The sequence below is a fragment of the Massilia timonae genome (assembly GCF_001866515.1).
GTDB lineage: Bacteria > Pseudomonadota > Gammaproteobacteria > Burkholderiales > Burkholderiaceae_D > Telluria > Telluria timonae.
On sequence record NZ_JRYB01000001.1, the window covers coordinates 1,135,583 to 1,149,574 of the forward strand.

Annotated in this window: 15 protein-coding genes; 4 read left to right on the forward strand and 11 right to left on the reverse strand. The window is 65.8% G+C overall.

Translation table 11 applies throughout. From position 1 onward, the window contains the following. Positions 1 to 91: 91 nt before the first annotated feature. From LO55_RS05005 to rapZ, 3 genes are all read left to right on the forward strand, one after another. On the forward strand, positions 92 to 574 hold the full coding sequence (locus LO55_RS05005; protein WP_005663304.1) for a PTS sugar transporter subunit IIA: 483 nt from the start codon (positions 92 to 94) through the stop codon (positions 572 to 574). A gap of 67 nt (positions 575 to 641) precedes the next feature. Continuing rightward, complete coding sequence (gene hprK / locus LO55_RS05010; RefSeq protein WP_005663306.1) at positions 642 to 1,577, forward strand: HPr(Ser) kinase/phosphatase; 936 nt, start codon at positions 642 to 644, stop codon at positions 1,575 to 1,577. A gap of 69 nt (positions 1,578 to 1,646) precedes the next feature. Continuing rightward, on the forward strand, positions 1,647 to 2,525 hold the full coding sequence (gene rapZ / locus LO55_RS05015) for an RNase adapter RapZ (protein ID WP_071360680.1): 879 nt from the start codon (positions 1,647 to 1,649) through the stop codon (positions 2,523 to 2,525). Positions 2,526 to 2,540: 15 nt separating this feature from the next. On the opposite strand, the gene LO55_RS26625 is transcribed toward rapZ, so the two are convergent. From LO55_RS26625 to LO55_RS05060, 10 genes are all read right to left on the reverse strand, one after another. After that, complete coding sequence (locus LO55_RS26625; protein ID WP_177185502.1) at positions 2,541 to 2,696, reverse strand: hypothetical protein; 156 nt, start codon at positions 2,694 to 2,696, stop codon at positions 2,541 to 2,543. A gap of 130 nt (positions 2,697 to 2,826) precedes the next feature. Further along, the gene (locus LO55_RS05020) at positions 2,827 to 3,897 is read right to left on the reverse strand and encodes a DUF5694 domain-containing protein (RefSeq protein ID WP_071360681.1); all 1,071 of its coding nucleotides are present in this window, start codon (positions 3,895 to 3,897) and stop codon (positions 2,827 to 2,829) included. Between the two features lie 84 nt (positions 3,898 to 3,981). Next, entirely contained in the window at positions 3,982 to 5,067 is a 1,086-nt protein-coding gene (locus LO55_RS05025) for an enoyl-CoA hydratase/isomerase family protein (RefSeq protein WP_071360682.1), read from the reverse strand. A 123-nt stretch (positions 5,068 to 5,190) separates the two neighbouring features. After that, on the reverse strand, positions 5,191 to 5,550 hold the full coding sequence (hpf, locus tag LO55_RS05030) for a ribosome hibernation-promoting factor, HPF/YfiA family (RefSeq protein WP_005663316.1): 360 nt from the start codon (positions 5,548 to 5,550) through the stop codon (positions 5,191 to 5,193). 75 nt (positions 5,551 to 5,625) lie between these two features. Continuing rightward, on the reverse strand, positions 5,626 to 7,101 hold the full coding sequence (locus tag LO55_RS05035; RefSeq protein ID WP_071360683.1) for an RNA polymerase factor sigma-54: 1,476 nt from the start codon (positions 7,099 to 7,101) through the stop codon (positions 5,626 to 5,628). A gap of 11 nt (positions 7,102 to 7,112) precedes the next feature. Continuing rightward, positions 7,113 to 7,865, reverse strand: a complete 753-nt coding sequence (gene lptB / locus LO55_RS05040; RefSeq protein WP_040775454.1) for an LPS export ABC transporter ATP-binding protein — start codon at positions 7,863 to 7,865, stop codon at positions 7,113 to 7,115. Positions 7,866 to 7,876: 11 nt separating this feature from the next. Continuing rightward, complete coding sequence (gene lptA / locus LO55_RS05045) at positions 7,877 to 8,425, reverse strand: lipopolysaccharide transport periplasmic protein LptA (protein ID WP_071360684.1); 549 nt, start codon at positions 8,423 to 8,425, stop codon at positions 7,877 to 7,879. 47 nt (positions 8,426 to 8,472) lie between these two features. After that, positions 8,473 to 9,078: an LPS export ABC transporter periplasmic protein LptC gene (gene lptC / locus LO55_RS05050; protein WP_071360685.1), complete on the reverse strand. Its 606-nt coding sequence runs from the start codon at positions 9,076 to 9,078 to the stop codon at positions 8,473 to 8,475. Between the two features lie 10 nt (positions 9,079 to 9,088). Continuing rightward, entirely contained in the window at positions 9,089 to 9,643 is a 555-nt protein-coding gene (locus LO55_RS05055) for a KdsC family phosphatase (RefSeq protein WP_005663324.1), read from the reverse strand. Then, positions 9,643 to 10,641, reverse strand: coding sequence for a KpsF/GutQ family sugar-phosphate isomerase (locus tag LO55_RS05060; RefSeq protein WP_177185503.1), 999 nt, complete (start codon positions 10,639 to 10,641; stop codon positions 9,643 to 9,645). The genes LO55_RS05055 and LO55_RS05060 overlap by 1 nt, the downstream gene beginning before the upstream one ends. Before the next feature lie 156 nt (positions 10,642 to 10,797). Here LO55_RS05060 and LO55_RS05065 point away from each other — a divergent pair, with 156 nt between their 5' ends. Next, entirely contained in the window at positions 10,798 to 12,777 is a 1,980-nt protein-coding gene (locus LO55_RS05065; protein WP_071360687.1) for a monovalent cation:proton antiporter family protein, read from the forward strand. Between the two features lie 4 nt (positions 12,778 to 12,781). Here the strand turns inward: LO55_RS05065 and LO55_RS05070 are convergent, their stop codons facing one another. After that, positions 12,782 to 13,912: a GGDEF domain-containing protein gene (locus tag LO55_RS05070; protein WP_071360688.1), complete on the reverse strand. Its 1,131-nt coding sequence runs from the start codon at positions 13,910 to 13,912 to the stop codon at positions 12,782 to 12,784. Positions 13,913 to 13,992 lie beyond the last annotated feature (80 nt).

The following is a 13,992-nucleotide window of genomic DNA, read 5'->3' on the forward strand; positions in this document are numbered from 1 at the left end:
CCAAACTGTCGCGAATTCGAGTGTCTCGGGCCCTAAACAGGCCTATAATCCCGTGCTCGCAAGCACTCCACGCGTGCATCGCACCCACGTTATGACGAACCTAAGCAAAATCCTCTCGCTCGAGAACGTGCAACTCGACATCGAAGTGTCGAGCAAAAAACGGGCTTTCGAGCAGGCCGGCCTGATCTTCGAGAACAATTGCGGCATCGCCCGCTCGATCGTCTCGGACAACCTGTTCGCGCGCGAACGCCTGGGCTCGACCGGCCTGGGACATGGCGTCGCCGTCCCGCACGGCCGCATCAAGGGCAGCAAGAGCCTCAAGTCTCCGCTGGCCGCCTTCGTGCGCCTGAAGGAGCCGATTCCCTTCGAGTCGCCCGACGGCCAGCCGGTGAACCTGCTGTTCTTCCTCCTGATCCCCGACCACGTCACCCAGCAGCACCTCGAGATCCTGTCAGAGATCGCCGAGCTGTTCTCCGACGAGTCGGTGCGCACCGCCCTGGCGACCGACCCCGATCCGAAATCGGTGCATGACCGCATTATCAACTGGCAACCCAGCCTCCAGGCTCTGGGTTAAACTGCACGTCCAGTGAAACGCGCGGCAATCACGCCGCGCGCCTTATTTTGCGACGACGACAATGCCCATGCTGCAGTCTCCGCTGACCATCCAACGGCTGTACGACGACAACCGCGACAGCCTGCAACTCGGCTGGTTCGCGGGCTTTCCCGGCGGTGAACGCCAGATCGCCGGCGACGCCGCCTCGGCCGCCGACCAGGTCGGCCACCTGAACCTGATCCACCCGGGCCGGATCCAGGTGTTCGGCCACCAGGAACTCGACTACTACCACCGCCTCAAGGCCAATTCGCGCAGCCATGTGGTTGGCGAACTGATCGGCGGCGGCCCGCCCGCGCTGATCATCGCCCAGGGCCTGGAAACCCCGCCCGACATTCTGGCCATCTGCGACGAGCAGAACATCCCGCTGTTCTCGACCCCGCTGCCGGCGGCGCAGGTGATCGACTTCCTGCGCGTGTATTTATCGAAAAAGCTGGCCCAGCGCGTGATCATGCACGGCGTGTTCATGGATGTGCTGGGCGTGGGCGTGCTGATCACGGGCGACTCGGGCCTCGGCAAGAGCGAACTGGGCCTGGAACTGATCTCGCGCTCGCACGGCCTGGTCGCCGACGACGCCGTGGAATTCTCGCGCATCGCGCCGAACATGATCGAGGGCCGCTGCCCGCCACTGCTGCAGAACCTGCTCGAAGTGCGCGGCCTCGGCCTGCTGGACATCAAGGCGATCTTCGGCGAGACGGCGGTGCGGCGCAAGATGCGCCTGAAGCTGATCGTGCACCTGGTCAAGCGCGGCGCGCTGGACGAAGAGGTCGAGCGCCTGCCCTTCCACTTCCCGACCGAAGACGTGCTGGGCCTGCCGATCCGCAAGGTCGTCATTCCAGTGGCGGCCGGCCGCAACATCGCGGTGCTGCTGGAGGCCGCGGTGCGCAACACGATCCTGCAACTGCGCGGCATCGACACGCTACAGGAATTCATGGAGCGCCAGCGCCAGGCCATGAGCGCGGATTGAACAACTGAGGAACCGGTATCGACGGCGCGGCGGCGTGCCATCGGGTGAAGGTTGCGGTATCATCGCCGCATGCACATCGTCCTCATCACCGGCATCTCGGGCTCGGGCAAGTCCGTGGCCCTGAACGTCCTGGAAGACGCGGGTTACTACTGCGTCGACAACCTGCCGCCGGCGCTGCTGCCGGCCCTCGTCAATACGGTCAACGAAACCGGCACCGCCAAGATGGCGGTCGCGGTCGACGCGCGCAGCGCCGAGTCGCTGGTCGAACTGCCGGTGAGCGTGCGCCGCATGCGCGAGGACGGCCATGCGGTCAAGGTCATGTTCCTGACCTCGAGCACGCATTCGCTGGTCGCGCGTTTTTCCGAAACGCGGCGCAGCCATCCGCTGTCGCACGAGCTGCGGCCGGGCGAGAACCCGGCCTCGCGCCGCACCCTGATCGAATGCATCGCCGAAGAGCGCGAACGCCTGTCGTCGATCGAGAACCTGGGCCACGTGATCGACACCTCGGAACTCTCGGCCAATAAACTGCGCGCCTGGATCAAGGAGCTGGCCGAGGTCGCCCATGCGCCGCTGACCCTGTTCTTCGAGTCGTTCGCCTTCAAGGTCGGCGTGCCGCTCGACGCCGACTTCGTGTTCGACGTGCGCGCGATCCCGAACCCGTACTACGACCTGGCCCTGCGCCCCCTCACCGGCAAGGACCAGCCGGTGATCGACTTCCTCGACGCCCAGCCGAGCGCGATCGAGATGCTGGCCGACATCCGCAACTTCGTGGCCAAGTGGCTGCCTTCGTTCAAGACCGACAACCGCAGCTACCTGACGGTGGCGGTGGGCTGCACCGGCGGCCAGCACCGCTCGGTGTACATGGCCGAACACCTCGGCGCCTATTTTGGCGACACCGAGCGGGTGATCGTGCGGCATCGGGAGCAGCCGAAGAATCCGGCTGCGTGATCTCGTCGTCGCTGGTCAGCTATTGAAGAAGTAGTAGGCAGCGGCGCCCACGCTCTCACCCACGCGATATGGGACCAGGAATGCGAGGGATACGGCGCCGATGGCCAGGGAGGCTTTCACGAACGGCGCAAGCGCGCGGTATTCGGAAATCACGGTTTGCCAGAAAATCATGTGGAGCTGTCATCGTTGATGGAAGTCTGAAAGTATCACAAGAAGATGCCGCCCAAGCTCACGCATTCTCACCGCGGCTTGCAGGGATGCCCGACTCACGCGGGATGACTTCATCTTTCATGTGCAGCATTTACCGCAGCAGCGGCGCCGTATCGACGACCCGCACATCGTGCATCTGGTGCAGATAAGCTTCCAGGTAACCCTTGTGCGAAGCCCCGACGATGACCAGCAGCCGCGTGCCCGGCATGACGCCCACCACGTCGCGGATGTTCGCCGCCATGCGCAGGTTGCGCGTTTCCCAGTAGCCGACGTAGGCGCGGCCGAAGCGCTGCGGTGACGGCTCGTTCAGCGCCGCGCCGAAATCGATCTCGAAGCTCGCCGCGACGTGGGCCGGCGAATTGTAGGCGCGAACCATCGCCAGCAGGCCTTCCGGAGTATCCACGCCCCGGTCGAGGATCTCGTCCTCCTTCTTGCGCTTGGCATTGGCCGGATTGTCCCAGGCCTTCATGATCGCCTCGCCGGCCGCCTTGCGATCGGCGTAGGGGCGGCCTGCCGTCTGGTCGTCCATCGCATACACGCGCTCATGCCCCAGCCGGGCCGCCAGCTGCGCCGCGATCGCCACGCTTTCGTTGGGATGAACCGCGAGCTTTTGCAGCCGTGCGACCAGGACCTCATCCAGGCCGTCGCCGGCGCGGCGCTCGGCGTTCGGCAGGCGGAGCCACTGGACCACGGCCGACGCCTCCTCGCCGCCGGCCAGGAACACGGCCGCCAGGCGCCGTCGCTGGGCCGCCGACGGCGCCGCGGGCCAGGCGGCCAGCAGCCGTTCGGCCTCGGCGGTGGCCTGCGGCACGTCGAGCCCGGTCGCCGCCCTGGCCGGCGCGGTATCCCAGCAATAGCCGTCGACCGCCTCCTGGTAGCGCGCCGCGTAGCGGCGCATGAAATCGCACTGCGGCCCGGAGCGGTCCTCGACCGCGATCGCCTGCGGCTTCCAGGCGGCGAGCCGGTCGTTCAGCGGGGCCAGGCTCGACGTCTGGAAGGTCTTGGGCAGGTGCGCCAGGTGGGGCGAGCCGAGCACCATGATCTCGTTGACCGGCCCCGTCGCGGGGCCCTTGAGCCGGCTCGGATCGAAGGCCGGCTGGTAATCCTGCGCGGCGGCGGCGCAGGACAAGGTCATCGAGATCAGCAAGGCACGCAGGCGCATCGGGTTTCCTTTCAGGTCATGAAGACCCGATGTTCACACCTCACCGATATGGTGTCACGCAAAAATGGATATGCACGCAGCGGATTATGCGAGATGCCTGAGCGGATGCGCATGCTCCGGCCACACCGGGTCGAAGAAGCGCGCCACCATGTCGGGCGTCACCTGATCGAGCGAAGGCGGATTCCAGCGCGGCGCATTGTCCTTGTCGATGACGAGCGCGCGCACGCCTTCCAGCACTTCGCCATGCGCGAAGTTGTGACGCACCAGCGAACGTTCCATGCGCAGGCAGTCGGCCACGGACAGCTGCGCGCCGCGCGCCAGCAGTTCGTGGGTCACGCACATCAATAGGGGCGAGCGCTGGCGCATCGCCGCCAGGGCGCGCTGCGCGAACGGCGTCTCGTCGCCTTCGAGCGAAGCCATGATCGCGGCGACCGACGCGGCGCCGAAATGCGCATCGATCAGCTGGCGCTGGGCCTGCAGTTCGCCGTTGCCCGCCTGCGGCGCGAACGGCGCCGCGAAAGCGCGGATCGCCGCCGGCAGGTCAGCGCCGGGCGTGGACGCGATCAGGGCATGCAGGGCCGGCAGCTCGGCGCCCGGCACGAAGACATCGGCCAGGCCGATATGGAGCGCGTCGGCGGCGCCGATCGTCAGCCCGGTCAGGCCCAGGTAGTTGCCGAGCTGTCCCGGCGCATGCGACAGGAAGTGGCTGCCGCCGACGTCCGGAAACAGGCCGATGTTCACCTCGGGCATGGCCATCTTCGTGCGCTCGGTCACGATGCGCAGGCCGCAATCCGGGCCGCCCTGGGCGATGCCCATGCCGCCGCCCATCACGACGCCATCCATGATGGCGATGTAGGGCTTTGGGTAGAAATGGATCAGGTGGTTGAGCGCGTATTCTTCGGTGAAGAAATCCTCGAGCAGCGCGCTGCCGCCCATCGGCGTCGCATGGCCGACCTCATGGAAGAAGCGGATGTCGCCGCCCGCGCACAAGGCCTTCTCGCTGCTGCTGGTCAGTACGACCGCGTCGACCTGCCCGTCATGCCGCCAGGCGTGCAGCACAGTGGTGAGCGCGCGCACCATCTCGAGCGACAGCGAATTGAGCGCCTTCGGGCGGTCCAGGGTGATGATGCCGGTGCGGTTGGCGACGCGGGTCAGGACGTGGTCGGTCATGGCGTAATCCGTAATGGAGAGACATGCATTTTACCGAACACACGAAACGCGTCATATCGGGGAGCTGGATGCAAAAAGGGCGTCCCCTCAGACGCCCTTAGCTAGTGTGAGCCCTGCGCCTGATCAGGCGACAGCAGCGTCTTCGCCGCCGTTTTCCGGCAGGCGTTTGATCGAGGTACGGCTATGGTCCTTCAGCATTTGCTTGTGTTTCAGGATCTGTCTGTCCAGCTTATCCATCAGCGTGTCGATCGCGGCGTACAGGTCTTGCGCGACGCTTGCCACGTGCAGGGTCTTGCCCGACACCTGGACGTTGATCTCTGCTTTCTGCCTTTTTTCTTTTTCAGTGAGGTTGTCGACGGCCAGGAAGACGTGGGTGTCGATCACCTGGTCGAAATGGCGAATGATGCGCTCGAGCTTATTCTGAACGTATTCACGGATGGCGGGGGTTACTTCGAGATGATGGCCACTGATTGTGAGGTTCATACACACTCCTTTGAAAAGGTTGCACCGTGTGGACCACACCAACGCGACAAGGCACGACGGGTGTGGACGGCGCAGTTACAAGGACTTGCGGAGGCTTACAGGGGGTATCTTGAGGGCTTCACGGTATTTTGCAACCGTCCGGCGCGCGATGACCATGCCTTGTTCCCCGAGCATCTCCGCGATCTTGCTGTCGGACAATGGGTTCCTAGGGTCTTCTGCTCCTGTCAATTGTGCGATGAGCGCACGGATTGCCGTCGAGGATGCTTCGCCTCCCGCCTCGGTGGCAACGTGGCTGCCGAAGAAATACTTCAACTCAAACATGCCGTGCGGGGTCAGCATGTATTTCTGCGTTGTGACACGAGAAATTGTGCTCTCGTGTAGGCCTAGTGTATCAGCTATCTCACGTAAAACAAGGGGCCGCATGGCAACCGCGCCATGGGAGAAAAAGTTGCGCTGGCGCTCGACGATCGCCTCCGCCACGCGCAGGATGGTGTCGAATCGCTGGCGCATATTCTTGATGAGCCACTTCGCTTCCTGCAGCTGCGCGCCCATCTGCGCTTCGCTCTTGCCCTGCTTGAGGAGGCTCGCGTACAGGCTGTTCACGCGCAGGCGCGGCATCACGTCCGGGTTCAGGGTGACCGCCCAGCCGCTCTTGGAACGGCGCACGATCACGTCCGGCACCACGTAGTCCGACACGTTCGAAGCGAACGCCGCGCCCGGATGCGGATTGCATTGGCGCACCACGGCCTGCACCTCGCGCAAGTCTTCGTCGTCGCAGTCGAGCGCTTTTTTCAGCTTGCTGTACTCGCGCTGGGCGAACCAGCTCAGGTAACCCTCGACGATGGTCAGGGCCATGCGCCGCGTCACCAGCGGCACGCCCGGCATGCGCCGGATCTGCAGCGCCAGGCACTCGGCCGCGCTGCGCGCGCCGACGCCCACCGGGTCCATGCTCTGCACCAGCGCCAGCGCGCAGCGTAATTCGTCGATCTCGATCTCGAGTTCTTGGGGCAGCCTGGCGTGAATCTCGTCGAGCGGCTCTTCCAGGTAGCCGTTGTCGTCCAGCGCATCGATCACCAGCTCGGCCAGCGCACGGTCGCGCGCCGACAGGATGGCTTCGCGCACCTGTTCCATCAGGTGTTCGCGCAGCGTGATGGCGCAGGCTTCCAGTTGCGGGCGGCCGTCCTCGTCCTCGCCGCCGCCGGACGATGGCGCGCCGCCGTCGCTCCAGTCGGCATCGACGCGATCGTTGTCGGCGCCGCCCTCGAACCCCTCGCCCTCCTGCGCCGGCGCACCCTCGCCCTCGGCCTGCTGGCCGGGCGCCGGCGGCGCTTCGCCATTGGCGGGCGCATTGTTGATGGCGCCATCGGCCAGCAGGCGCACCGATCGGTCGAGCGGATCGTCGAGCCGCTCGAGCAAGGGGTTATCGCCCAGTATCTGCTCGATCTCCTGGTGCAGCTCTAGCGTCGACAGTTGCAGCAACCGGATCGACTGCTGCAGTTGCGGCGTAAGCGCGAGGTGCTGCGAAGTGCGAAGTTGCAGGGACTGTTTCATCTAGGCGTCGCTCACATGCGGAAGTGTTCACCCAGGTACACGCGGCGCACCGACTCGTCGGCGATGATGTCGTCAGGACGGCCGGAGGCAAGCACCGCGCCCTGGTTGATGATGTAGGCGCGGTCGCAGATGCCGAGCGTCTCGCGCACGTTGTGGTCGGTGATCAAAACACCGATCCGGCGCTCCTTCAGGAAGCGCACGATGCGCTGGATCTCGATCACGGCGATCGGGTCGACGCCGGCGAACGGTTCGTCGAGCAGCACGAAGCGCGGATTGGTCGCCAGCGCGCGCGCGATTTCCACGCGGCGACGCTCGCCGCCCGACAGCGACAGCGCCGGATTCTCGCGCAGCTTCTCGATCTGCAGGTCGGCCAGCAGGGTGTCGAGGCGCTCGTTGATCTGGTCTTTCGACAGCGGCTTGCCGTTGTCCTTCTGCAGCTCGAGCACGGCGCGGATGTTCTCTTCCACCGTCAGCTTGCGGAACACCGAAGCCTCTTGCGGCAGGTAGGACAGGCCCAGTACGGCGCGGCGGTGGATCGGCAGGCTGGTGATGTCGGTGCCGTTGATGTCGATCGAGCCGGCGTCCGACGGCACCAGGCCGACGATCATGTAGAACGACGTCGTCTTGCCGGCGCCGTTCGGGCCCAGCAAGCCGACCACTTCACCGCATTCGACCTGCAGCGACACGTCGCGCACCACCAGGCGCTTGCCATAGCTTTTCTGCAGGCCCTTGACGACCAGGGTGCTGCGATCGCCCAGCTCCATCGGAATCGCCGTCATTGGACGCCTCCGGCGGGTGCGCGCTTGGGCGCCAGGATCAGGGTGCCGCGCCCGCCGCCGGCGACGCTCTTGCCGCTTTCGTCGTTGCGCACCGTGGCCACTTCCTTGCGGTTGTCGTAGGAAATGAAGGGGCCGGTGATCTGGTTGGTCATGCGCGCGCCTTCCAGTTCGCGCACGACGGCGTTGGAATACAGGCGCACCAGTTCCGACCGCTCGTCGTACTCGATGCGCTCGGCCTGGCCGTCGACCCACAGGTCGGGACCGCCGTCACGCTTCTGGCGGAAAGTGGCGACCTTGCCGCCGGCAGCGGTGAGGGTCACGCTCATATAGCCTTCCGGGCTTTCCTTGACCAGGGCGCGGTCGGACTTGAGCACCAGGGTGCCGCGGGTCAGCACCACGTTGCCGGTCAGGATGCGGGTGCCGGTCACCTCGTCGATGTCGAGCGAATCGAAGTTGATGACCGCTTCCTTGAGCGAATCGGCGCGTTCGGCGGCCGCGGTCAGCGACAGCAGGGAAAGGAAGGCGGCGACAAGTAGTTTTTTCATGGTTGGTGGATACGGGTCTCTGGTTGGCACGCGGCGTTTCTGGAGGATCAGCGCTGGCGTGGCGGATAGACGATCTGGCCGCGGCTGGACAGGTGCAGCTGCATGGTCGCATTGTTGGCGACCATGCCGGTGCCCTTGACGCTGGACGCGCCGAGCTGCATGTCGATCGGCAGATCGGTCTTCAGTATTTCTTCGTCCGGCAGCACGGTGAGCGCCTGGGTGCGCACGTGCAGCGATTCACTCTGCGCGGTCTTGGGGCGCTGCAGGTCGACGTCGCCGATCAGCTCGACCCGGTGCTCCTGGTGATGGATCTGCGCGTTCTTCGCGACCACCGTCATCGGCGGGCGGCCCGGCTCGACGCCGCGCAGCACCGGCGCCTCGACGTGCGACACGTCGCCGCGCGGAATATGCTCCAGGCGCTTGCCCGACACCAGGTAGCTCGGCTGGCCGTTCTCGGTCATGCGCACGAAGGAGAAGTTCTCGACGATGTAGTCCGGTTCGTCCGGCGGTCCGCCCAGCTGGGCGTCGATGTCGGACCCCTGCATCAGTTGCAGCAGCCAGAAGCTGCCGAAGGCGAAGAAGGTGCCGATGACGATCATCGCCAGGAGATTCCAGCGGTGGGCGGTGCGCTTGTTGATGACGACGGTAGCCATTTTTAAAGCCTCAGGCGAAGTACGGCGCGAGCGCCTGGTCGTAGGTGCCCTGGGCGCGCATCACGAGGTCGCACACCTCGCGCACCGCGCCGCGCCCGCCGGCGTTTTTCGTGACGTAGTGCGCGCGGTGCTGCACCTCCGGGTGGCCGGACGGCACCGCGACGGCGAAGCCGACGCGCGCGAACAGCGGCAGGTCGATCACGTCGTCGCCGATGTAGCCGCACTGCTCCGCCGTGAAGCCGGTGGCTTCCAACAGCTTGGCGAAACCGATGCGCTTGTCGTGGATGCCCTGGTGGACGTGCGAGATGCCGAGATCGGCCGCGCGCTTGACGACGATCGGCGACAGGCGCGCGCTGATGATCGCGGTCTGGACGCCGGTCTTGTTCAGCAGCTGGATGCCCAGGCCGTCGAGCACGTTGAAGGTCTTGGTGACTTCGCCTTCCGGGCCGTAGGTCAGGCTGCCGTCGGTCAGCACGCCGTCGACGTCGAAGATCATGACCTTGACGCGCGCCGCGCGCTCCATATGGGCCAATGGGGTGATGGCCGGGATAAACGTGTCGCTCATCAGATCACCTTGGCGCGGGTCAGGTCGTGGATGTGCAGCGCGCCGACCAGGCGGTCGTCCTCGTCGACCACCAGCATCTGGTTGATGCGGAATTCCTCCATCACGGCGACGGCGTCGACCGCCAGTTGCTCGGGCCGCACGCGGCGCGGGTTGGCGTGCATCACGTCGCGGATCTGGACGTTCGAGAAGTCGTGCATGCGTTCGATCACGCGGCGCAAGTCGCCGTCGGTGAACACGCCGACCGGACGGCCTTCGGCGTCGACGATGGCGGTCATGCCGAGGCCCTTGCGGGTCACTTCGAGCAGCGCTTCGACCAGCGAGGTTTCGGGGCCCACGCTCGGCACCGCGTCGCCGCTGCGCATCACGTCGCGCACATGGGTCAGCAGGCGGCGGCCCAGCGCGCCGCCCGGATGCGACAGCGCGAAGTCTTGTTCACGAAAACCCCGCGCATCCAGCAGCGCCACGGCCAGCGCATCGCCCATGGCGAGGGTGACGGTGGTGCTGGTGGTCGGCGCCAGGTTGAGCGGGCAGGCTTCCTTGTCCACCGCGATGTTCAGGTGCACGTCGGCCAGCTTGGCCAGGCGCGAGGCTGGTTTACCGGTCATGGCGATCACGCGCGCGCCCAGGCGCTTCACGGCCGGCAGGATGTCGAGGATCTCGGACGATTCGCCCGAGTTGGAAATCGCGATCACCACGTCGTTCCTGGTGACCATGCCCAGGTCGCCGTGCGCGGCCTCGCCCGGGTGCATGAAGAAGGCCGGGGTGCCGGTGGACGCCAGGGTGGCGGCGATCTTGCGGCCGATGTGGCCCGACTTGCCCATCCCGGACACGACCACGCGGCTGTCGCAGCCCAGGATCAGCTGCGCGGCGTTCACGAAGCTGTCGTCGTCGCCCAGGCGCGCCTGCAGGGCGCGGATGGCGTCGGCTTCGATCGACAGCGTTTCGCGACCCAGTTCCAACACGCGCCGGGCCAGGGTCTCGTCAAAACTTTTCGGCATTATTTTTTCATCGGTTACACTCATTTTGGAAGTATAAACGAATTGGGAAAGCAAAAAACTTGCCAGTCGTAACAAACGATAACAAGCGCATGCCGCACCACACCTGGCTAGTGCCATAAGATCAACACTTTTGCTGTTTATCCCAGCATCGCATCAATGCATTCCGGTCTTGAACTCACCCTCCTCCTGCTGGGCTGCGCCGTCCTGGGCGTGGTGCTTTTTCGTAGCCTGCAACTGCCGCCGATGCTCGGCTACCTCGCCGTCGGCGTCCTGATCGGCCCCCACGCCCTGGCCCTGGCCGAGGACAGTCCCACCACCCATGCGCTGGGCGAGTTCGGGGTCGTGTTCCTGATGTTCTCGATCGGCCTGGAGTTCTCGCTTGGCCAACTGCGCTCGATGCGGCGCATCGTGTTCGGGCTGGGCCTGGCCCAGGTGGTGTCGACGATCGTGGCCGTCATGGGGATCGCCCTGCTGGCGGCCTGGCTCCTGCCCGGCATTGCGCTCGGCTGGCAGGCCGCCTTCGCGCTGGGCGGCGCGCTGGCGATGTCTTCGACCGCCATCGTCGTCAAGCTGCTCACCGAACGGCTGGAACTCGAGAGCGAGCATGGGCGGCGCAGCGTCGGCATCCTGCTGTTCCAGGACCTGGCGGTGGTGCCGTTGTTGATCATGATTCCGGCGCTGGCGCGCGATCCGGAAGACCTGGCGATCACGCTCGGGGTGGAAGCGGTCAAGGCGGCGCTGGTGCTGGCCCTGCTGCTGTTCTTCGGCCAGAAGCTGATGGGGCGCTGGTTCACGGTCGTCGCCAAGCGCCGCTCGCAAGAGCTGTTCATGCTCAACCTCCTGCTGGTGACCCTGGGCGCGGCCTGGATCACCGAGCAGGCCGGCCTGTCGCTGGCGCTGGGCGCTTTTGTCGCCGGCATGCTGATCTCGGAGACGCCCTATAAGCATCAGGTGGAAGAGGACATCAAGCCGTTCCGCGACGTGCTGCTCGGGCTGTTCTTCATCACGATCGGCATGCTGCTCGACCTGCGGATGGTGATCGAACACTGGTGGCTGGTGCTGCTCCTGCTGGCGCTGGTGGTGGTGCTCAAGTTCGGCCTGATCGCCCTGCTCGCGCGCGCCTTCGGGGCCTCGCCTGGCACGGCGATGCGCACCGGCCTGGCGCTGGCCCAGGCGGGGGAATTCAGCTTCGTGCTGCTCAATCACGCCTCCGGCTCGAAGCTGGTCGACCCGTTCGTGATGCAGCTGGTGCTGGCCTCGATGGTGCTGTCGATGCTGCTCGCGCCCTTCGTCATCGCGAGCATGGACCGGATCGTGATGAAGCTCGCCGCCAACGAATGGATGACGCAGTCGCTGCAGCTGACCCAGCTCGCCACGCGCACCATGAAGACCCAGAACCACGTGATCATTGCCGGCTTCGGGCGCAACGGCCAGAGCCTGGCCGCCTTGCTCAAGGAAGAGGCGCTGCCCTGGCATGCGCTCGACCTGGACCCGGAGCGGGTGCAGGACGCGCAGGCCGCCGGCGCCACCGTCTCGTACGGCGACGCGACGCGGCGCGAGAGCCTGATGGCGGCCGGCATCGGCCGCGCCAGCGCCCTGGTGATCACCTTCGCCGACACCCGCTTCGCCATGAAGGTGCTGCACCTGGTGCACGAGCTGGCGCCGGCGCTGCCGGTGATCGTGCGCAGCTACGACGACCGCGATACGGAGATGCTCAAGGCAGCCGGCGCCACCGAGGTGGTGCCGGAAGCGCTGGAGAGCAGCCTGATGCTGGCCTCGCATGCGCTGGTGACGCTGGGCGTGCCGCTGCGGCGCGTGGTGCACCGGGTGCAGGCCGCGCGCGACGACCGCTACGCAAGCCTGCGCGGCTACTTCCACGGCGCGAGCGACAGCGGCGCCGATCTCGAGCCGGGGCATGTGCGGCTGCATTCGGTGCGGCTGCATGCGCAGGCGGGCGCCGTGGGCAAGAGCTTGCTGGAGCTGCGCCTGGACGACGTGGCGGCCGAGGTGGCGGCGCTGCGGCGCGGCGGCGCGGATGTCGAGCCTCGGCCCGAGCTGGTGCTGGCCGCGGGCGACGTGGTGGTGTTGCGCGGGGATGGGGAGGCGATCAGCCGGGCCGAGGACCGGTTGTTATGACAACCTAAGCGAAGGTGACGACCTTGTTGCGGCCGCCGGCCTTGGCCTGGTACAGCGCCGCATCGGCCGATGCCACCAGCTCTTGCGCGACGCCTTCGATCGCGTTGTCGCGCGCAGGATCGGACAACTGCGCTGACAACGCGGCAACGCCGATCGACACCGTCACGTCGACCCGCTCGCCCGTGCTCAGGCTTACCGGGTCGGCGGCCACGCTGGCGCGGATGCGCTGCGCGACCATGCTCGCGCTTTCCAGGTCGGCGTCGATCAGCAGCACCACGAATTCTTCTCCGCCGAAGCGCCCGAGCGCGTCCGACATGCGCAGCTCGGCCTTGATGCGCCCGCACACCTCGCGCAACACATCGTCCCCGCCCTGGTGGCCGACGGTGTCGTTGACGCGCTTGAAATGGTCGATGTCGATGTACATGCAGGACAGGCGGTAGCCCTGGCGCCGGGCGCGCGCGATCTCTTCGAGCAGGCGGCGGTCCATGTAGCGGCGGTTGTAGACGCCGGTGAGCGAATCGGTGAGGCCGATGTATTTCAGCATCTCGTTGCTGATCACGTTTTCGAGGCAGATCGCGATGATCGACCCCATGTGCTCGACGAAATCGGTGCCCAGGTTCGGCGTGAAGCGGGTCGGGTCGGTGCTGCCCAAATTGAGGCTGCCGATCAGGCGCGTATTGCGCAGCAGCGGCACCAGGGCCACGCTCTGCAGCCCGGCGGGCGGATGCGGGAACATGGCGCAATGCTGGCCCGGCGCATAGGCGCCCAGGATCGGACGCGGACGGCGCTCGGGCGACATGTCGAAGCCGAGTTCGACCGCATGCTCGCAGAACATCAGGTTGGGGAACCCCTCGAAATCGACGCCCAGGCGGTGCATCACGGTATAGATGTCGGCATCCGGGTCGACCAGCGACAGGGTGACGGTGTCCAGTTCGGAGATCACCGGCAGCGTGCGAAAGATCGTGCCGACCAGCTCCGGAAAGCTGCCGGCGCCCACGATCTGCAGGTCGAAGGCCTGGTGGCGGCACATGATTTCGTGGTTGCGTTCGGCCTGCTCGAGCAGGTACGCCATGCGCGCGCGCAAGGTCTCGTTTTCCGCCATCAGTTCTCGCGTCGACGCGCTCGGCTCATGCATGGAGCATTCCTTTCAGCAATAACCGTAACATTACGCCATCCAATCTTGCTTGGATATGAAAAACCGCTTGTCAATATCGT